General features: G+C 65.0%; 20 protein-coding genes and 1 pseudogene. 6 read left to right on the forward strand and 15 right to left on the reverse strand.

Going from position 1 to position 18,696, the window contains the following annotated elements; genetic code table 11:
• Window positions 1-14: 14 nt before the first annotated feature.
• Genes AC5Y4T_RS00335 through AC5Y4T_RS00345 form a run of 3 tightly spaced genes read right to left on the reverse strand, consistent with a single transcriptional unit; the run spans window position 15 to window position 2,362 of the window.
• Entirely contained in the window at window positions 15-962 is a 948-nt protein-coding gene (locus AC5Y4T_RS00335) for an SMP-30/gluconolactonase/LRE family protein (protein ID WP_499919909.1), read from the reverse strand.
• Window positions 959-1,516, reverse strand: coding sequence for a nuclear transport factor 2 family protein (locus tag AC5Y4T_RS00340; protein WP_499919910.1), 558 nt, complete (start codon window positions 1,514-1,516; stop codon window positions 959-961). The genes AC5Y4T_RS00335 and AC5Y4T_RS00340 overlap by 4 nt, the downstream gene beginning before the upstream one ends.
• A 30-nt stretch (window positions 1,517-1,546) precedes the next feature.
• Window positions 1,547-2,362 (reverse strand): SDR family NAD(P)-dependent oxidoreductase, encoded by an 816-nt coding sequence (locus tag AC5Y4T_RS00345; RefSeq protein WP_499919911.1) that lies wholly within the window; start codon window positions 2,360-2,362, stop codon window positions 1,547-1,549.
• Between the two features lie 174 nt (window positions 2,363-2,536).
• Between AC5Y4T_RS00345 and AC5Y4T_RS00350 the strand changes: the two genes are divergently transcribed.
• On the forward strand, window positions 2,537-3,394 hold the full coding sequence (locus tag AC5Y4T_RS00350; protein ID WP_499919912.1) for a mycofactocin-coupled SDR family oxidoreductase: 858 nt from the start codon (window positions 2,537-2,539) through the stop codon (window positions 3,392-3,394).
• 22 nt (window positions 3,395-3,416) lie between these two features.
• On the opposite strand, the gene AC5Y4T_RS00355 is transcribed toward AC5Y4T_RS00350, so the two are convergent.
• The gene (locus AC5Y4T_RS00355; protein WP_499919913.1) at window positions 3,417-4,214 is read right to left on the reverse strand and encodes an enoyl-CoA hydratase/isomerase family protein; all 798 of its coding nucleotides are present in this window, start codon (window positions 4,212-4,214) and stop codon (window positions 3,417-3,419) included.
• Entirely contained in the window at window positions 4,211-5,407 is a 1,197-nt protein-coding gene (locus AC5Y4T_RS00360; protein WP_499919914.1) for a cytochrome P450, read from the reverse strand. Before AC5Y4T_RS00360 ends, AC5Y4T_RS00355 begins: the two co-directional genes overlap by 4 nt.
• Window positions 5,408-5,509: 102 nt before the next feature.
• Here AC5Y4T_RS00360 and AC5Y4T_RS00365 point away from each other — a divergent pair, with 102 nt between their 5' ends.
• Window positions 5,510-6,322, forward strand: coding sequence for an enoyl-CoA hydratase-related protein (locus AC5Y4T_RS00365; protein ID WP_499919915.1), 813 nt, complete (start codon window positions 5,510-5,512; stop codon window positions 6,320-6,322).
• A gap of 2 nt (window positions 6,323-6,324) precedes the next feature.
• The gene (locus AC5Y4T_RS00370; protein WP_499919916.1) at window positions 6,325-7,527 is read left to right on the forward strand and encodes an acyl-CoA dehydrogenase family protein; all 1,203 of its coding nucleotides are present in this window, start codon (window positions 6,325-6,327) and stop codon (window positions 7,525-7,527) included.
• Window positions 7,528-7,536: 9 nt separating this feature from the next.
• Here the strand turns inward: AC5Y4T_RS00370 and AC5Y4T_RS00375 are convergent, their stop codons facing one another.
• From AC5Y4T_RS00375 to AC5Y4T_RS00395, 5 genes are read right to left on the reverse strand one after another with little or no spacing between them, the layout of a single operon-like run.
• Window positions 7,537-8,301 carry an enoyl-CoA hydratase/isomerase family protein gene (locus AC5Y4T_RS00375; protein ID WP_499919917.1) on the reverse strand — a complete coding sequence of 255 codons (765 nt, stop codon included), beginning with the start codon at window positions 8,299-8,301 and terminating at the stop codon, window positions 7,537-7,539.
• A 10-nt stretch (window positions 8,302-8,311) separates the two neighbouring features.
• Window positions 8,312-9,109 (reverse strand): enoyl-CoA hydratase/isomerase family protein, encoded by a 798-nt coding sequence (locus tag AC5Y4T_RS00380; RefSeq protein WP_499919918.1) that lies wholly within the window; start codon window positions 9,107-9,109, stop codon window positions 8,312-8,314.
• A 6-nt stretch (window positions 9,110-9,115) separates the two neighbouring features.
• A complete protein-coding gene (locus tag AC5Y4T_RS00385; RefSeq protein ID WP_499919919.1) occupies window positions 9,116-9,967 on the reverse strand; it encodes an enoyl-CoA hydratase/isomerase family protein in 852 nt (283 codons plus the stop codon).
• Window positions 9,964-10,197 carry a biotin/lipoyl-containing protein gene (locus tag AC5Y4T_RS00390; RefSeq protein ID WP_499919920.1) on the reverse strand — a complete coding sequence of 78 codons (234 nt, stop codon included), beginning with the start codon at window positions 10,195-10,197 and terminating at the stop codon, window positions 9,964-9,966. The genes AC5Y4T_RS00385 and AC5Y4T_RS00390 overlap by 4 nt, the downstream gene beginning before the upstream one ends.
• Window positions 10,194-12,212, reverse strand: a complete 2,019-nt coding sequence (locus tag AC5Y4T_RS00395; protein ID WP_499919921.1) for an alpha-ketoacid dehydrogenase subunit alpha/beta — start codon at window positions 12,210-12,212, stop codon at window positions 10,194-10,196. Before AC5Y4T_RS00395 ends, AC5Y4T_RS00390 begins: the two co-directional genes overlap by 4 nt.
• 115 nt (window positions 12,213-12,327) lie before the next feature.
• On the opposite strand from AC5Y4T_RS00395, the gene lipL reads away from it, so the two are divergent.
• From lipL to AC5Y4T_RS00410, 3 genes and pseudogenes are all read left to right on the forward strand, one after another.
• On the forward strand, window positions 12,328-13,602 hold the full coding sequence (gene lipL / locus AC5Y4T_RS00400) for an esterase/beta-lactamase LipL (RefSeq protein WP_499919922.1): 1,275 nt from the start codon (window positions 12,328-12,330) through the stop codon (window positions 13,600-13,602).
• A 58-nt stretch (window positions 13,603-13,660) separates the two neighbouring features.
• Window positions 13,661-13,927, forward strand: a pseudogene (locus AC5Y4T_RS00405) (nuclear transport factor 2 family protein); the annotation flags it as partial.
• Window positions 13,928-13,989: 62 nt separating this feature from the next.
• Window positions 13,990-14,112 carry a hypothetical protein gene (locus AC5Y4T_RS00410; protein ID WP_499919923.1) on the forward strand — a complete coding sequence of 41 codons (123 nt, stop codon included), beginning with the start codon at window positions 13,990-13,992 and terminating at the stop codon, window positions 14,110-14,112.
• Between the two features lie 63 nt (window positions 14,113-14,175).
• Here AC5Y4T_RS00410 and AC5Y4T_RS00415 read toward each other — a convergent pair whose 3' ends face one another.
• Genes AC5Y4T_RS00415 through AC5Y4T_RS00435 form a run of 5 tightly spaced genes read right to left on the reverse strand, consistent with a single transcriptional unit; the run spans window position 14,176 to window position 18,695 of the window.
• A complete protein-coding gene (locus AC5Y4T_RS00415) occupies window positions 14,176-14,574 on the reverse strand; it encodes a nuclear transport factor 2 family protein (RefSeq protein WP_499919925.1) in 399 nt (132 codons plus the stop codon).
• Window positions 14,571-14,966 (reverse strand): Zn-ribbon domain-containing OB-fold protein, encoded by a 396-nt coding sequence (locus AC5Y4T_RS00420; protein ID WP_499919926.1) that lies wholly within the window; start codon window positions 14,964-14,966, stop codon window positions 14,571-14,573. The genes AC5Y4T_RS00415 and AC5Y4T_RS00420 overlap by 4 nt, the downstream gene beginning before the upstream one ends.
• The gene (locus tag AC5Y4T_RS00425) at window positions 14,963-16,135 is read right to left on the reverse strand and encodes an acetyl-CoA acetyltransferase (protein ID WP_499919927.1); all 1,173 of its coding nucleotides are present in this window, start codon (window positions 16,133-16,135) and stop codon (window positions 14,963-14,965) included. The genes AC5Y4T_RS00420 and AC5Y4T_RS00425 overlap by 4 nt, the downstream gene beginning before the upstream one ends.
• Window positions 16,132-17,625: a class I adenylate-forming enzyme family protein gene (locus AC5Y4T_RS00430; RefSeq protein ID WP_499919928.1), complete on the reverse strand. Its 1,494-nt coding sequence runs from the start codon at window positions 17,623-17,625 to the stop codon at window positions 16,132-16,134. The genes AC5Y4T_RS00425 and AC5Y4T_RS00430 overlap by 4 nt, the downstream gene beginning before the upstream one ends.
• Window positions 17,622-18,695 (reverse strand): LLM class flavin-dependent oxidoreductase, encoded by a 1,074-nt coding sequence (locus AC5Y4T_RS00435; protein ID WP_499919929.1) that lies wholly within the window; start codon window positions 18,693-18,695, stop codon window positions 17,622-17,624. The genes AC5Y4T_RS00430 and AC5Y4T_RS00435 overlap by 4 nt, the downstream gene beginning before the upstream one ends.
• Window position 18,696: the final 1 nt, after the last annotated feature.

Raw genomic sequence — 18,696 nt, forward strand, 5'->3', positions numbered from 1 at the left:
ACAGGCTGCGTCTCTCACGGTGATGCCTGGTCGACGCCTGAACTCTTCAGCCAGTTCTCGACCATGACCAGTCGTCCCGATGATGCGAGCGTCATGAACAACGTGTGGCCATCGGGACTCAATGCGACATTGGTGGTCATCGGGTCGTCGGCGGTAATCGCGCCCAGCAGTTCGCCGGTCGGCGAGAAGACGCTGACACCACCTGTGCCGAGGGTTGCGACCAGGATGCGGCCCGTCGGGTCCACACACAGCCCGTCCGCTCCACCGACGTTCAGCGGGCCACCACTGGGCAGGGTGGCCAGTCCACGCGCCCGACCCACCACGCCGGGTTCGTCGAGTTCGAATTCCCAGATGCGGCGGGTGCGGGTTTCCGCCACGTACAACAGCGCGCCGTCGGGCGACAACGCGACGCCGTTGGGCATTTCGAGCGGGTAGACGATTTCGCGAAGGCCGCCGTCGACGGTGCCATAGAGCAGCCCAGTCATGGTGCGGTTGCGGTTTTGCACCACTCCGCCATCGGTGACATAGAAGCCGCCATGGCCGTCAACGCAGATATCGCTGGGCCGCGTCAACGGCAGCACGCTCCCCGAACGCGTGCTGAACTCGGTGGTGAGCGTGCTGACATAACCGCTTGGATCGACAAGCTGTAATGCCGGAACGACCGGCTCGTCAGGCGGGCCAACCGGCCGGAAAAGCGTTGCACAGCCGTCGAAGTCGTAAGGCCACGGGCCGAGCCCGAACGTAGAACCGCCATTCTGGCAGACCACCAGTCGGCCGTCCGCGAGTCGAGCCAATCCGTTGGGCCCGCCGCCGGTCTCGGCAACAGTCTCGGTGACCCCGTCCGGGCGAACGCGGGTGATCCTTCCCGCCGCCATCTCCGACACCACAACCGAACCGTCGTCGAGGGCGAGGGGGCTTTCGGGGAAGGCCAGCCCACCGACCAGACAGCGGCTCCCGCTCACCGCCGCTGTTCCTTGTCCGTCTCAGCGGCCGCGTTCGCCGTGCTCTGCCACCAAGCGGCGAACACCGGATCGGCCAGCGGCAGGTCCCCGACACCGGTTTGGTTTCGCGGCCACTCCGCTGCCTGTTGCGTCAGGGGCGACGTCTGACGGCTGACCCCGTAGCACAAGCGGTGCCGTCGATGCACGAAAAGCCAATGCCCGCCGTAGTATTCGTAGCTGTCTTCGTACTTGATGAGCTGTTCGATGAACCCGTCGGCGTGAGTCTGTGCGAAGCACTGGGCCCAGACCTGCCCGTGCGCGCGGTCTACGGCGTTGAGCTCGATGAGGTGGTTGGCGACGAGGATGACCGCGAATACGCTCGCGTCGACGCTGTGGGACATCAGCCGGCGCAGGCCCTCGCGGCCCTCACCGTGGTGGCCGAACCGCGCGTGTGGGACGAACAGGTCGGCCATCGCCTCGACATCCCGTGTTTCAATCGCCGCGCCGTAACGGTAGGGCAGTTGGCGAATCTCTTCGCGTGCCAACATGTCCCTCACTGGGTCGGCGTCTTCCATCGAATCCCCTTCCGCAGACCTCGTGGGGCCCTAGGGCGCCGGCGTCGACTGGCCGAGTATGTAGTGCCCGGATTGCGGGTGGTGGTACCAGCCGCCGGCCGCCGACGTTCCGCCATCGACATGCAGCGTCTGCCCGGTCACATATGCGCTGAGACCGCTGGCCAGAAAGACTGCTGCTCCGGCCATTTCGTCAACGTGACCGGCCCTGCCCATCGGCACCATGAGCTTGGCGTTCTCGGCGCCCGCGGGGGCCATCTTCGCCAGGCTCTCGGTCAGGGTGAAGTCGGGCGCCAGCCCGTTGACTCGGACACTGTGCGGAGCGAGTTCGAGCGCAGCGGTTTTCGTGAAGTTCACGACCCCCGCCTTGGCCGCGGCGTAGGCGGCAAACCCGGGTGCCGCCCGCACCGCCTCAATCGTGCTGACGTTGATAATGCTGCCGCCTTCGCCTGCTTCGATCATGGCACGCGCAACCCGTTGCGTGCACAGCAAGACCTGGGTCAGGTTGATGCGAATTAACGCGTCCCACCCGTTGGACGAGGTTTCGAGTAGGCCGGACCAGAAGACTCCGCCGGCGTTGTTAACCAAGACGGTTGGAGTCCCCAGCTTCTCGACGGTGGCGGCGAGGGCATCATCAACCTGCTCCTCGTCGCGAACGTCGGTGACGCATGCGAGGCCGCCGAGTTCCGCGGCCGCTGATGTTGCCGTCCGCGCGTTCCTCTCCCAAATCGAGACCTTCGCGCCGAATTCCGTGAACGCCGCGGCTACCGCGCGCCCAATCCCGGACCCGCCGCCCGTCACGACCGCTACGCGACCGTCCAGCGATGCGGCGTTTCGGTGCAGCGTCACTGGTTTTTCCTCATGCCGATCAGCCGGGTCGCAGGTATCCACCCGCGTGACAGATTAACACTGAGTGTTCTATTATCCAATAACGTCGGCGGGGTCGCGCCCGGGCGTTCGGTCGGCTGCCGTAGTCGGGGTGTGAGGTCGAGCCAGCCGGCTCATCGAATGACGGAGGAGCAGATGCAGCGTCTGAGCGGCAAAGTGGCCGTGATAACCGGAGCGGCGCGTGGACAGGGCCGCAGCCACGCGATTCACCTGGCCGACGAGGGCGCCGACATCATCGCGCTGGACATTTGCGCCGATATCGACACCAACGACTACCCCCTTGCCACCCGGGAGGACCTGGACGAAACCGTCAAGCTGGTCGAAAAGTCTGGTCGTCGCGCGGTCTCGGCGGTCGTCGACGTGCGGGACCGCGCCGCGCTGAAGAAGGCGATCGATGAGGCGGTCGCCGAGTTGGGCGGTCTTCATGTCGTGGTGGCGAACGCCGGAATCCTCCCGATGGGTATCAACATCCCGTCCCGCGGCTTCATGGATGCGTTCGACGTCGACTTCGTCGGCGTCGTCAACGCGGTGCACACTAGTTTCGAGCACTTGCGGGCGGGTGCATCGGTCATCGTCACCGGTTCCATTGCGGGGCTGGTTTCACAGAAGGACCTGGCCACCGGTGGCGGACCGCAGGGTCCCGGGGGTGCCGGTTACGGTCTCGCCAAGAAGATGCTGGGGGAGTACACCAAGGGGTTGGCTTTGACGCTGGCGCCAGAGCAGATCCGCATTAACATCGTGCACCCGACCAACGTCAATACCGGGATGTTGCATAACCTTCCGATGTACCGCACGTTTCGTCCGGACCTCGCCGAACCGAGTCGCGAGGACGCAGAGCTTGTCTTCCCGTTGCTGCAAGCGATGCCCGTCCCATGGATCGAGCCGGAGGACATCTCCCACCTGGTGGTGTACCTGGCCTCCGACGAGTCCCGTTACGTCACCGGTCAACAGATATTCGTCGACGCCGGCGCGGGTATGAAACTGGGCCTTTAGCAGTCCATTCGCCAAGCGGTCGTCAGCGGCCACGGAAGTCGGGGTCGCGTCGCTCAACGAAGGCGGCCATGCCCTCTGCGACGTCGTCTGTCCCGGCTACCTGTTCCACGAGCAGGGCCTCGGTACGAAACGCCGCATCGCGGTCGACGTCAAACGCTTGATTGAGCATCGCCTTGGCCGCCGCCAGCGCGCGTGTCGGTCCACTCGCAAGCCGACGGGCCCATGCGCGCGTCTCGTCCTCGAGGTCGCCATCGGCGACCACTTTGTTGACCAGGCCGATCCGGTAGGCCTCGGACGCTGACAGCTCCTCGCCGAAGAACAGCAGCTGCTTGGCGATATTGAAGGGCACCTTGCGGGCCAGCAGGTAGGCGGCACCGCCGTCGGGCGCAAGCCCGCGGCGTGTGAAAAGCGCCATGAGCCGAGCGCTTTCGGCGGCGACGATGAGATCGCAGGCGAGCACCATGCTGGCGCCCACCCCGGCGGCGACGCCGTTGAGCGCGCACAGCACCGGCTTTTCGCAATCGAGCAAAGCTGACACCACCGCCTGAGATCCGATACGCAGAATCCGGGCGGCATCGCCGGCGACCCTGTCTTTCTTCGGTTGCATGCCTGGATCGTGGAGATTGGGTCCGGTGCAGAAGTGCCGGTCGCCGCGACCGGTGAGCACCACCGCTCTGATCTCGGGATCGCTGGACGCGGCCTGGAGATTCTCAATCAGGCTTCGCTGCATGGCCCGCGTCACCGAATTGCCGGCGTCTGGTCGGTCCAATACCAACCAGCGGACCGCGTCCTCGGTCCGTGCCGTCAGATCGGGGATCACAGCCGAATCGGCACGCTGGCCGGGCCGCGCACCGAATTGGTGTGCACGTAGGTCACCGCCTCTTCATCCACGTCCCACGCCGGAAATCGCGCCAGTGTCTCTTCCAGCGCGACCCGGGCCTCCAGGCGCGCGAGTGCGGCACCGAGGCAGAAGTGCGAACCGTGACCGAAGCTGATGTGGCGGATTCCGGTTCGTTCGACGTCGAAGACGTCGGCATTCTCGTATTGGCGTTCGTCGCGGCCGGCCGAGCCGGTCAGCAGCGCCACCCGTGAACCCGCGGGGATGAGCGTTCCGTGATAGGTGACTTCGCGTGCTGTGTAACGGCCCTGTACGGGCGACGGGGCGTCGTAGCGCAGCAGTTCCTCGACGGCGTTGCCGATCAGTTCTGGGTTCGCGGCCAGTTTGGCCCGCTGCTCGGGGTAGCGCGCGAGCGTCAGCGCCGCCCAGCCCAGCAGCCGCGCCACTGTTTCGTTGCCGGCGACGTTGATTGTTGCGATGAACATCAACACCTCACCGTCATCGAGGCGACGCGACTCGCGGCCCGCTTGGACCAGGTCGGACCCCATCAGGTTGCCGACGATGTCGTCGCTCGGAACGATCCGGCGCTGCTGAATCTGGTCGGCGTAATAGCCCAGCAGCTTGGCGTTGGCTTGCTGGCCGTCTTCGCTCAGCTGAGTTGCCCCGTCTTCGCGGTGGAGCTGGGCATCTGACCATTCCCTCAGGTTGTCGTGGTCCTGCTCGGGAAACCCGAGCAGGGAACTGATGACCATCACCGGCAGCTTCATTGAAAAGTCGCGCACGTAGTCGAAGCCCTCGGTGCCGACGAACTTGCCCAGGTAGCCGCGGCACAGCGTGCGGACGCGGTCCTCGAGTTTGGCGACACTTGTGCGAAAGAAGGTGCGGTTGACCATCTTTCGCAGCGCAGTGTGGTCGGGCGGATCCATCATGATAATCGGCTTGGGCGATACCCACGGATCGTCGCCGATCGCGTCCAGCGTGACACCGTGCTCCGAGGAGAACGACTCGGTGTCCAGCGACGCCTCCATCACGTCGGAAAACCTGCTCAAGGCGTAGAAGTCGTACTCCGTGTTGTGGTAGACAGGCGCTTCGTCGCGCAACCGTTTCCAGGCCGCATACGGGTCCTTGTGCAGGGCGCGATCGAACGGATCCCAACGTAGGTCCGTTGTCGTCATCGGCACCGTCCTCCTCGTAAGGAACAGTAATACATTATCTGTATAGTTGCACTATTATGGTGGCGCGGGTCGCCCACCCCCTGCTGAGGAGGACGAAGGAACGTGGAAACCCGAGATCTCGAGCACGTCGTCTACGAGAAGGACGGCGCTATCGCGCGGATCATCCTGAACAATCCGGACGCCGCCAACGCCCAGACCTCTGAAATGGTCCATAGCGTCAACGCGGCCCTCGACGACGCGCAGTACGACTACGACATCAAAGTCGTGATCATCAAAGCCAATGGCAAGGGCTTCTGCTCTGGCCACGTCCCCACGGGTGCATACCCCGAATTCAAGGCCGAGCTGGAAGCATCGGGGAAAGTCTGGCGGTCTGCTGCCCAATTATTTCTGTGGCCGGTCCTCAAGCTGTGGGAGTTCCCCAAACCGGTGATCGCTCAGGTGCACGGCTATGCGATCGGCGGGGGCACGACATGGGCGCTGATTCCCGAAATCACCGTGTGTTCCGAGGACGCGTGGTTCCAGATGCCGCTGGTTCCCGGCTTTGGGCTCCCCGGCGCCGAAACGATGTTTGAGCCGTGGGTTTTCATGAATTATAAGCGCGCCGCCGAATACCTCTACACAGCCCAGCGGTTGACGGCCGCCGAGGCCTTGGAGTTCGGTCTGGTAAATCGGGTGGTGCCCGCCGATCAACTCGAAGCCACCGTCGAGGAGCTGGCCGCGCAGATCGCCAAGGCGCCCTTGATCACGCTGCAGGCAGTCAAGTCCGGCGTCATCCGGGCCTGGGAGACCATGGGGTTCCGCACCCATCAACAAGCCAGCAATGACCTTCAGGCGATGGTGACCGGCAGCAAGGAGTTCCAGCAGTTCATGGCGGAACTCATGAAGAAGGGCTCAAAGCCCAGTAAACGCATCTGAGCATGCCTCTCAAACCGATCATCCGGTTCGGCGCGGACGAGGAGACCGAGTCGCTGCGGGCTTCGGTCCGTGGCTGGCTTGCGGGCAACTTGCCGGATGAATTCCGCCGCACCGCGGCCAATCCCGACTACCTCCCCCGCGATGCGCACGACCGTGCGGTGGCGTTCTGCCAGGCGTTACACGACCAGGGCTGGTTCGTGCCGCACTGGCCCGCCCAGTACGGCGGGGGCGGCCGCGGCGTCGTCGAACAGGTGGTCATCCGGGAGGAGCTCGCGTACGCCGGGGCGCCGCTGGTCAACACCAACGGCGTCAACATGCTGGCGCCGGTGTTGTTCAAATACGGTACCTCCGAACAGAAGGCGGAGCACCTGCCGGCCATCGCCCGCTCAGAACGCATGTGGGCACAGGGGTATTCGGAACCTGAGGCCGGCTCGGATCTGGCGGCACTGCGCATGACCGCTCATCAGGACGGCGACCATTACGTCCTGGACGGGCAGAAGACATGGACGAGCAACGGCGTGCTCGCCGATTGGATCTTCGTCTTGGCCCGCACCTCGCCGGTTGCCGACAAGCGCCAGGCGGGAATCTCGTTCTTCCTCGTCGACCTTGAGACACCGGGAATCACCCGCCGGCCCATCCGCTCGATGACCGGATATCCGACCTTCGCCGAGGAGTTCTTCGACAGTGTGCGCGTGCCGGCGGCCAATCTCGTTGGGGCAGAGGGCGAGGGGTGGACGGTCGGAAAGGCGCTGTTGGAGGTCGAACGATCGAATATCACCAGGGCCGCGCAGGCCCAGCGCTATCTTGATGAGTTGATCGACTGGTGCCACGCGCAGAAAGGCTCGCCGCATGATCCGCTGGCTGAACCGACTACCCGCATCGCGCTAGCCCGCGCCGTCGAACGCGTAGAGGCCGGCCGCGCCCTGTCCTATCGCGTAGCGCACCTGCAGGCCGCGGGTGCTTTGGATCCCGCGTTGCCGTCGTTGTCGAAGCTGTACCACTCCGAGCTGACCGCCGAATTACGGACGCTTGGCGCCCAGATCCTCGGTCCCGCTGGTGAACTCATGCCGAATGATCCGGATTCAATCCTGCATGGGCACTTCTCCGAGGGGCTCCTGTTGTCGCTGCTGCATGCGATCGGCGGAGGTACTAGCGAGATTCAGCGAGATCTGATATCTACGGTCGGCTTGGGCATGCCGCGCTGAGATGATCGCTTAGGAGAAGGCGGTGCGGCCCTCAACCGCAGCCGAGCGCTGCTGCGCAACGGTGGCCATCGCCAGTTCGAGCGGATGGAACGCGGCGAGCTGAGCGCTTTCGGCCGAATTGATCAGCCGCTTGGTCATTTCCACCGCTCCGGCATCGGCTTGTGCCAGCTCGCTGGCGATGGCCAGCGCCCGGTCGATCGCCGATCCGGGATCGACAACGTCGGTCACCAGTCCCACCTGCTGGGCTTCGAAGCCCGACATCCGTGTCCCGCGCAACAGGAACGACGCCGCACGGTGCCGGCCCAACTGCTGAGTCAGGCGCCAAGCGAGCCCACCGTCGGGCACCACCGCGCGCGCCACGAACGGCGCAGCAAAAAAGGCGTCGGAAGCGCACACAACCAGATCGCATGACAGTGCCAGGCTCCAGCCAAGGCCGACGGCCGCGCCCTCGACTGCCGCGATGGTCGGTACCGGCAGTGCTTTGAGTTGTTCCATCACTCGTTGGGCGTGTTCGACACGGCCGGCGGGGCTCAGCGGACCGTTCCCGTGTGCCGGCCCGGTCTTCAAATCTCCTCCGGCGCAGAAGAATCCGTCTGCACCGGCCAAAACTACGCCGCGGTCGCCGTAGGCGACGATGCCACCGAGTGCGATCGATAGCTCGGTCCACGATTCGTAGCACAAGGCATTACGCTGGCGCGGCCGGTCCAATAAGAGCACAGCGATGCCGTCTCGCTCTTCGTAACGGACTAGCTGAGCATCGGCGTCGGCGACCATTGGACCACCCCTACCGGTTCAGGAACTTGTCGATAGCAGCCCGGTGCTCGGGTGTGGTGAAACACTCCGTCTCGGCGGATATCCCGTACTCGAGGATGCCAGTGATCGCGCGTTGGGCATGCAGATTCAACGTTCTTTTCGTGTCCTGCACCGCGCGCGGCGGCAGCGCGGCCAGGCGGTGGGCCACTGCCAGGCCCTCCTGTTTGATCTGTCCGTGCGGTACCACGCGGTTGGCCAAGCCCAGCTCGACCGCCTTTTCCGCTTTGATGCGTTCGCCGAGCATCAGGTACTCTTTGGCTTTCAGCAGGCTCATCAGCAGAGGCCACAGGACCGAGCCGCCGTCACCGGCAACCAGTCCGCTCGCTACGTGAGTGTCGGCGAAGAACGCCCGGTCTGACATCAAGACGATGTCGCATAACACTGCGATGCTGCACCCGAAGCCGACTGCGGGGCCGTTGACAGCCGCGACTACCGGCAGTGGAAAGTCGATCATGTCGCGCACGATGCGTCGGGCGTCTCGCATTCCGGCGCGGCGAGTGACCGGGTTGTTGACATGGGTTTCCAGCCATTCCACCAGGTTTCCGCCGGCGGAGAAGTAATCGCCGGTGCCGGTGATCAGCACCGCCCGGGCGTCGGGGTCGTCGGCCAGCGTGCCCCACAACCGGGTGAAGGCGGTGTGCATCCGGTTGTTGACCGCGTTCGCGTTGTCGGGGTTGCTCAACGTCACGATACGCACGGGACCGTCTGCGGCCACGAGGATCTCGTCGCACCCGGTCAGTTCCGGTGTGCCCTCCGGTACGTCCGTCATCGGCGTTCAGCCCTCGTCTCTTGCAGTCAGCCATTCCGGCCGACGAGTCTCCACGAAGGCCTCGCGGTCGTGGCTGACAGGCCATTCCGGGGATCGCTTCTGCAGGAACGCGGTAAAGGCCTCGATCTGCTCGGTGGTGCCGATGGACGACCAGTAGCCCGTGACGTCCACGGGCGGCAGCGCACGCGCCATCTCACGTTTCATCGCGGCGCGAGCGACCGGGCCGGTCTTTCGGACTCGTTCTAGCAGGGCGTCGACTTCCAACAGCAAGGAGTCGTGCGGCACGACTTTACCGACCAGGCCGAGGCGCTCGGCCTCGGGTGCGTCGATCCAATCGTTGCCGTAGATAAGGTGATTGGCCCTCAGTGTGCCCAGCCGTTGCGGCAGCCGAGCGGCGACGAACGCTTCGTATACGCCGCGGGTGAGGTCGGGGACGCGGAATCGGGCTCGATCGGATGCGACGACCAGATCCGCGAACAGGGTCATCACCAAACCACCGCCAAGGGCAATCCCGTTAACCGCGCAGACAACAATTTTCGGTATCTTGCCGAGCGTTTCGAACGGCGTCCCGTCGTATGATTCGGTGAATGCATCCCACGTCCGGTCCGGGTTGCCCACCGCGTTCATGTCCCCACCCGCGCAGAATGCCTCGCCGGATCCGGTGATTACCAGGAAGCTCAAACGCGGCTCGTCGGCGACAATCATCGCTGCCCGCTTGATGCCGTGATAGCCGTCCGCGGTGACGGCATTCTTCTTCTCGGGACGGCTGATCGTGACGGTCAATGTGTCGCCCTGGATACGCCCGATTAGCTCTGGGGTGCCGAGGTCGACGTCGACCGATTCGGGGAGCGCGGTCACTGTTCCCCGATCACTGCGAGAAGTTCACCGACACTGTAGGTTTCGCCCGCACTGACCTTCCAGGCGACCACTCCGCTGGCCGGCGCTTCGATGTCCATTTCGACCTTGTCCGTGGCGATCTGATAAAGCGGGTCACCCTCGGAAACGTGGTCACCGTCCGCTACATAGAACTCGATCAATTCCGCTTCGGTGATCGCATCACCAGGTTTGGGCATCCGCACCTCGATCACACGATTCTCCTGACGGTTTCGACGAGTTGCGCGGCGTCCGGACGGCAAGCCGCTTCGAGGGTGGCCGCGCGCGGCACCGGCGTATACGTGCCGGCCACGCGTTGAATGGGGCTCACCAGCACACCGAACAGCTCGGTGCCCACGGCGGCGGCGATTTCGGCCCCCGGTCCGCAGAATCCGACCGACTCGTGGGCCACCACCAGGCGCCGGGTCTTGCGGACCGATTCGATCACCGCCGCCAGATCCAGCGGCACCAGCGTCCGCAGATCTACGACTTCAACCGAAACGCCCTCAATGTCAAGCTGGTTGGCTGCATCGAGCGCGGCATGGACCATGGTGCCGTACGTACAGATCGTCACATCGGTGCCGACCCGTTTGATGTCGGCCTGCCCGAGCGGGATCACATAGTCGGCGGTGGGCACGGGCCCCTTACCGCCGCCGTAGAAGAGCTTCATCGACTCGACGAACAGGCACGGATCGTCTTCTGCCAGGCATGCATTGAGCAGGCCCACGGCGTCGGCTGCGGTGCTGGGCCAGACGACCTTGATTCCGGGTGTGTGCATCGCCCAGGCCTCGAACGCTTGCGAGTGTTGCGGGCCTGCGGCTGTGCCCACCATGGCGCGGATGACGATCGGTGCGCCCTGCCGGCCGCCTGACATGTAGCGGATCTTCGCGGCGTGGTTGGCGATCTGATCCATGGCCACACCCAGGAAGTCCATGAACATGAGTTCCGCCACCGGCCGCAGCCCGCCTAGTGCCGCACCGACGGCGGCGCCGATGATGGACGACTCGGCGATCGGGGTGTCGCGCACCCGGTCGGTGCCGTACTTGGTGGAAAGTCCCGCGGTGATCTTGAACATGCCGCCCGCCGGATCGGCGATGTCCTCGCCGAGCAGCACGATTGAATCATCGGCGGCCATGGCGCGATCCAGCGTGCGGTGAATCGCCTGCACGAGACCGAGATTCTCGGTTTCTCCTTCGGGCGCCTTCGCACGCTGCGTTACGGGTGCCGCTAGTTCGGTGCCATGCGCGGCGAACACGTCGCGAGTGAGTTCCGTTACGGCGGGTGGCTCGGCCTCGCGGGCTGAGGCGAAGGCCGAGTCGATTTCTGCCATCAGTTCGGCGTCAATGCGGTCGAGCTCGTCCTCAGTGGCCAGACCGTCGTCGATGAGGCGCTGCCGGTACCGCGCGAAGGGTGGGTCGGCGCGCTTGGCCGCCAGCTCGTCAGGGTCCGCGTAGGGCATCTGGTCGCCAAAGTAGTGGCCCTGCAGGCGATATGCCACCGCTTCGACGAACGATGGGCCGCCGCCGGACCGCGCACGCTCGACGGCCTCGGCCACGGCGTGAAACACCGCGTGCGGATCCGTGCCGTCGACAGTGATCCCGGGCATCGCGTAGCCGGCGGCCCGGTCGGACAACCGGGTCGAGCGGGTGTAGCCCGCCACGGGCGTGCATTCGGCCCATGCATTGTTCTGGCAGAAGAACACCACTGGAAGCGACCACAGCGTCGCCATGTTCATGGCCTCGTGGACGTAGCCGATGCTCGTCGCACCGTCGCCGAAGCTCACCAGCACCACGCGATCACTGCCCTTGACGGCCTCTGCCAGCGCGATCCCGTTCGCGATCAGGGGGCCGGCACCCACGATGCCGGTGGTCCACGCGACCCCGTGCTCGGGGTCGAAAATGCCCATTGCCCCGGCTTTGCCCTTTGACAAACCGGTGCTTCGGCCGAGGATTTCGGCGAAGTACTTGGGTAGGTCGATGCCCTTGGCCACCACATCACCGAGACCGCGATAGGTGGTGACCAGCTGATCGTTATCGGAGAGGGCAAGGGCCGCGCCGGCCGACATCGCCTCCTGTCCCTCGACTGGCCAATAGCTCATGGCGATCTCGCCGGAGGACAGGCCTTTTCGGACGCGCTGGTCGCTGTGGTGCACCTTGCTCATCAAGCGGTATAACTCGACGGCACGGTCGCTGCTCAGGACCCGGGTTCCCATGTCTACTTGCGTGGCCATCACCACTCCTTCGCGATGCGCACTCCGTCGACGAGCATACAATACAATATGACGATATTTGTTTAGTCGTCCGATGGGCGGCTCAGACGCCCAGTTGAGGAGAACTTCGACCGCGATGCCCGAGCGACTAGCCCTGCGAGCCGGTGAGGGTCTGCCGACCCATGTGCACGGTGCCGCCGACCCTCGATTTGCCTGCGCAGTGAGAACCTTCGCCGCGCTCTTTCCCGGCCCACGGTATGGCGGTGGGGCGCTGTCTGTGTATGTCGACGGGGAACCCGTCGTCGACGTGTGGACCGGCTGGTCCGATCGCGAGGGGCGCGTGCCCTGGTCCGCGGACACCGGCGCGATGGTCTTCTCCGCGGGTAAGGGCGTGGCATCGACGGTCCTGCACCGCCTCGCCGACCGTGGGTTGCTGTCCTACGACGACCGCATCGCGCAGTACTGGCCCGAGTTCAGCGCCAACGGTAAGTCCGACATCACCGTGCGTGACATGTTGCGTCACACGACGGGCCTGTCCCGGCTCGGGACCATCACCACCGAACAGTTGCTCGATCACCGGTTCATGGAAGAGCGGCTGGCCGCGGCGCCCGTTGACCGCCTCGCCGGCCGGGCGGCATATCACGCGTTCACATTCGGATGGTTGGCATCCGGATTGGCCCGCGCGATCACCGGCAAGGGTATGCGGGAGCTATTCCGCACGGAGATCGCGCGACCACTGGACACCGACGGTATCCACCTAGGGCGGCCGCCGGCCGACGGGTCCACGAAGGCCGCACAGACCATGTTCCCGCAACGCTTCTCGGGCGGGCCGGGGGTCGGCCAGCTGATCTCGCTGATGGCCAAACTGCCGATTCCAGGCCCGCTCGGTGCGACCTACGTACCCGGTATCACCTCCCTGGTCCAGGGCGACATGGCGCTGCTGGACAGCGAGATTCCCGCGGTGAATGCGGTGGTGACCGCGCGGGGGCTCGCCAAGATGTACGGAGCGCTCGCCAACGGCGGAAGTATCGATGGGCAGCGATTCCTCTCGGAGGAATTGGTCGGGTCGCTGACAGGCAGGCGCAGCTTTCGGCCGGACCTGAACGTCTTCTTCCCGATGTCATTTCACCTGGGCTACCACGGATCACCGGTGCCGGGCCTACTGCGGGGCTTCGGGCATGCCGGACTGGGCGGGACCATCGGCTGGGCCGACCCGATCACCAAAAGCTCATTCGGCTTCGTACACAACCGGCTGCTGACACCGATGGTCGCCGACCAACTGCTGTTCGTGCCGCTGCTGATACCGCTGCAGCGTGGCGTCAACGAGACACACGACAGTGACCTCGTCCCCGTGCCAAGCTTCGGCGCACGAACCTCCGACGAGGCGCGCACCGAAACCGCCGGGCGCTGACCCGACAAGCTCAGGCGGTATCGTCTACGGGTCTCTATCCGGCCGGCACGGGAAGCAGATGGATATCTCGCGGGCACTTCCCCATGCGGAACTTGAAGCGCTGTCCCGCAGGTATGCGGCGGCGGTCGATCGCCGAGATCGCGACGCGCTTCTGGCGGTGTTCGCCCCCGACGCGTCCATGCTCGTCGAAAGGCCCGGGCGCGAACCGGGAACGCTGACCGGTCACGGCGAGATTCAACGGATAATCGGCATCGTCGCGCGGTGGCCACGCACCTCTCACCTCGTTGCACAGGGCCTGTATGTCGTCGAGGGGAGTCGGCCGTCGGCGAAATCTACTGCACTGCCAATCACTTTCGTGGTGGTGAGCCGGACGGGCAGAACCACGTCATGCACATCCGCTACCTGGACAAGTATTCGCTCGAAGGCGGTCTGCGGTGGCGGATCGCGCATCGCAGGGTCGTCGTCGATGCCACCGAGGACCGGGCCGCGTCGATCGGAGGACTCAGTTGATGGTCCCGCTACAGCTCTCGATGGGGATTCCGTCGTCCAGGCGGTCCGTGACGCTGTCGATGGCTAGGGCGTGCGGATCGACTCGAGTTGCGCAGCGAGCAGCATCCGGTCGAAATAACAGCGTTCCAGGACGAGATCGGGCCCGCGGAAGCCGAAGAGGTTAACGCTCAACATGTCGAGCGGTGTGCCGGGTGCGGTCGTTCGGGTCTCCACGACCAGACCGTTGTCCCCGTGGTAGATCGCCTCCGCGGCATATCGCAGCATGGGGAGATCCGCCCACTGCTGCAACAACATTGCGCGGACCGCCTCGCCACCATCGAAAACGGTTCCCGTAGGGATGATCTCGTAGCGCGGATGGGTGAAGGTGGCCATCGCCGCGTCCAGGTCGCGCGCATTCTCGGCCGCGACGTGCCGGAGCACGACCTCTTCGCGGACGCGCCGCAGCGCGGTATCAGGACTCACTTCGTTTCGAAGACAGCGAGATTGCGGCCGTCCTCGAGCGGCACCCACGCCACGGTGACACGGTCACCAACCGTGGGAGGGGGACCGAACACGTTCGACATCATGCGGACACCTTCGTCCAGATCGACGAGCACCACGGAGTACGGCACCTTGTCGGCAAGGGCGGGGAGCGCGGCGCGGTGGTGCACGCTGACCGCGTAAACGACCCCGTCGCCGCTCAACTTTTCCCACTGCAGCGACGACCCGCCGCAGTGCGGACAGACGAACCGCGGGTACCAGACGAGCCGCGAGCACGATTCGCATCGTTGGACCGTCAGCTCGCGACGCCGGGTCGCGTCCCAGAAGGGCGCGGATGCCGGGCTGGGCGGGGGGACGGGCAGCGTATCGGTCACAGCGTCGCCTCCGTTCCCAGAATCACCGTCGAGGTGGCTGAGAGCACCCCGCCGGTGCCATGTGCGACAGCCGTTTTCGCTTCTGGGACCTGGCGTTCGCCGCATTCACCGCGCAACTGGCGCGTGGCCTCGACGAGCAGGAAGGCCCCGAACGCCCCGGGGTGGGTGTAGGCGAGCCCGCCGCCGGAGGTCTGACCGGGCAGCGTACCTCCGGGTCCCAACGCGCCGTCCGCGACAAACGAACCCCCTTCGCCCTTCGGGCAGAAGCCCAAGTCTTCGAGCGCCAGCAGCACCGTGATGGTGAACGAGTCGTAGAGCTCGACCACATCGATGTCGGCCGGGTTGAGGCCAGCTGCACGGAAGGCGGCTGGCCCCGAAAGGCCACCTGGGGTGACGGTGAGGTCAGGCATTTGGGAGATCATCGCGTGCGAGGCCGCCGACGCCGCACCCAGGACGAAGGCCGGCGGCTTGGCGAGGTTGCGGGCGCGCTCGGCGCTCGTGACCACCAGTGCCGCGGCGCCGTCGGTGACTAGGCAGCACTCGAGCTTGTGTAGCGGTTCGGCAATGAAGCCGGAGTCCAGGACGTCATTCACGGTGATCGCCTCGCGCAGGTGAGCGCGCGGATTCATTACCGCCCAACGCCGGGTGTCGACGGCGATCTGAGCGAGCTGAGCGGCGGTGGTCCCGAAAGTGGCCATGTGGCGGTTGGCGGCCAGCGCGTAGGCACTGATCGGGAGCATCACGCCAAACGGGTTCTCCCACTCGAGCCGCTCGGGGGTGGCGAAGACGCCAAGACCTTTTTCGCCTCGCTTTCGGGCGGCACGCGGTGTGGATGCATAGACGACCACTACCGTCTCGGCTTCACCGGCGGCGATCGCCGCGGCGGCATGCTCGACGTACAGCCCGTAGCTGGCACCCCCGGTTTGAGTGGCATCGGTGAATCGTGGTGTTATTCCCAGGTATTCGGCCAGTTCGACCGAATGCATGAGCGCTCCGCCGGTACAGGTGCACAGGCCATCGACGTCCCGCAGCGACAACCCGGCATCGGCCAACGCCGCGGTGATGACGCGCGCTTCCAATTCCCGCAGCGGAACGTCAATCACACCGGTCGGCGAAACCTCGTCGGCTACACCGACGACGGCCGCCGCCCCTCGGAGGTCGATTGTCAACTCCGCACCTCTTCGAATAATTCACGCACGCCGGGCTGGCTGACCTTGAGCGAGGGCGTCCGTGGCAACTCATCGACGATGACCAGACGGGCCGGAACCTGGTAGCGACTGACTCGTTCGCGCACATAGGCCAGAAGATCCTCCGATGTGACCTGACCACCGTGGACCAACTCGACTGCTGCGACCGGCACGTGGCCGAGCCGCTCGTCGGGCAGACCGGCCACACCGGCGTCGCGTACCGCCGGATGGCTGCGCAGGACCTCGACGATTTCGGCGGGCGTGACCTTGAAGCCACCGCGGATGATGACGTCGTCGATGCGCCCATCGATGAACACGAAGCCGTCGTCATCGACACGGCCGAGGTCGGTGGTCCGCACCCAGGCGCCCCCGAAGGTACGGACCTCGATGCGACCCTGTTCACCGGCCGGCATCTCGCTGTCGTCTTCTATGGACATGACGCGGATTTCCCGGCCCTGCTGGGGCCGTCCTACGCTGCCGCGTTTGGCCGCGGCCCACTCCCGATGTAAGGCAAGGTTCCAGCCCGCCACGCCGCCCGCGAATTCCGTTGCGCCGTAGGATGGCAAGACCGCAACGCCGTAGCGCTGCTCGAACTCCTCTTGTATATCGACGGGCAGATGCGCGGTGCCCGAGGTCACCACCTCCACGCTGGAGAACACCTCAGGCGCCACCCCGGCGTCTAGCACCATTGACAGCGCCGACGGCACCAGGCCCACGGCGCGTGGCCGATGCCGGACCACCAATTCCACGAAATCGGGCACCCGGAATCGCTCCATTAGTGCGATCTTTCGGCCCTCGCAGACATTGAGCAGCGTGCGAAACAGTCCCGACATGTGCACCAGCGGCGAGCCGACGATCGCGACGCCGGAACGCAGTCTGAGTTCCGGCCTGTGCCCCGAACTGTAATGTGCGCTCGCCGCGGCGACTGTGTGCTCGAACGTGCTGTAGGACAGCGGGATTCGCTTCGGGGGACCGGTAGTGCCGCTGGTCAGCATCTCGACGGCGATACCAGCGGTCTTGTTTCGGAACGGGCCGGATCCAGGATCTTCGAGGCCGGCAACGGTAGCGCAGTCGGCGGGCTCGGTCATCACCTGCAGCCCCATCGCCCCAGCGGCGGCGCGGATGACTCCGGTGCGCTGCCAGTCGGTCGGCACTGCGATCAACGCGGGCAACCTCAACCCACGGATGTCCGATGCGAGTCCGGCGTCGCCGTGTGACGGGTTGATCGTGACGATGCAACCGTTGGCCAATAACACGCCCAGCATCGCCCCGACCATCGCGGGGTGGTTACGCAGCACCAGGCCGACAGCAGACTTCTCGTCCAAACCTACTGCTGTCAGCTGGCTTTCAACTCCAGAAGCGATGTCTGCCAGCGCCTGCCAAGTCGTCCAAGAACCCTGGTACTCGATGGCGGGTGCCCCGGGGTCGATCGCCAGAACCGCCCGGATGCGGTCGGTCAGCTGCTGGCTCAAGCCGCCGCTGCCGCGAGCTCGGTGGCCGCTGGGATCACCTCTTGGGCGAACAGCTTCATCGACTCATAAACCTTTGCGCGATCCATCGCCCCGCCTCGCGACATGCGCAATATGATGTTGCGCCAACCCATGTCGATGACAGTACGCATTTTCTCCACGATGCGCTCCGGATTACCCATCAGCGTCAGGTGTGAATTCAGCACCTGCTCGTAGCTCTGCTTGTCGTGCTTCTCGAACCAGTCCGAGTAGGCCTTATAGTCGGCCGGTATCTCGCCGCCCGGCTCAAAGGGGCTTGAATACTTGCGGTGCGTCTGGATGGACAGTTCGACACTCTCGCGCGGATAGCTGCGTGCGAATGCGTCATCCTCGTGGCAGAACGCGTTGAGCAGCGCCCACACGTTACCGGTGGCTGCTTCGAGTCCCTTCTCGGACTGCACCTTCAAGTAAATATCCAGCGCCCCCTGTAGGTCCGGGTCGACCTGGTAGGGGTTACCGATGATCGCACCGAAGCCCTTCTCGGCGAGCCACTCGAAGCTTGACGGCGTCTTCATCACCGTGCCCCACACCGGAATCGTTTGCTGCGCCGGTCGCGGATAGATGGTCACGTCCTCGAGCTGGAAGTACTTGCCGTCATAGCTGACGTTTTCCTCCGTCAATAGCCGGCTGACGATGTCCACGCACTCCTGGTAGCGGCTGGTGGCCTCGTCCATCGAGAGGCCGAAACCCTTGAACTCGTGCGCCTGGTAGCCGCGGCCGAAGCCGGCGTCGAAGCGTCCGCCGGACAAAACGTCGACCATCGCTATGCGTTCTGCCAGTTGGATCGGATTGTGGAAGGGCGCGACCATGCAAGCGGTTCCGATGCGGATGCGTTCGGTCTGCGCAGCGATCGCCGTAGCCACCTGCGGAAGGTCGGGGAGCATCCCGTATGGAGAGAAGTGGTGCTCGGCCAGCCAGACCTCGTCGTAGCCGAGCTCCTCTGCCCAGCGCGCTTCCTCCAGCACGTTGGCCAGCACCTCTCGCTCGCTGAGGTGGTTGGGCTTGTCGCCGAGGATGAACACGCCGAACTTCATA

It is taken from the genome of Mycobacterium sp. NGS11, assembly GCF_059813315.1.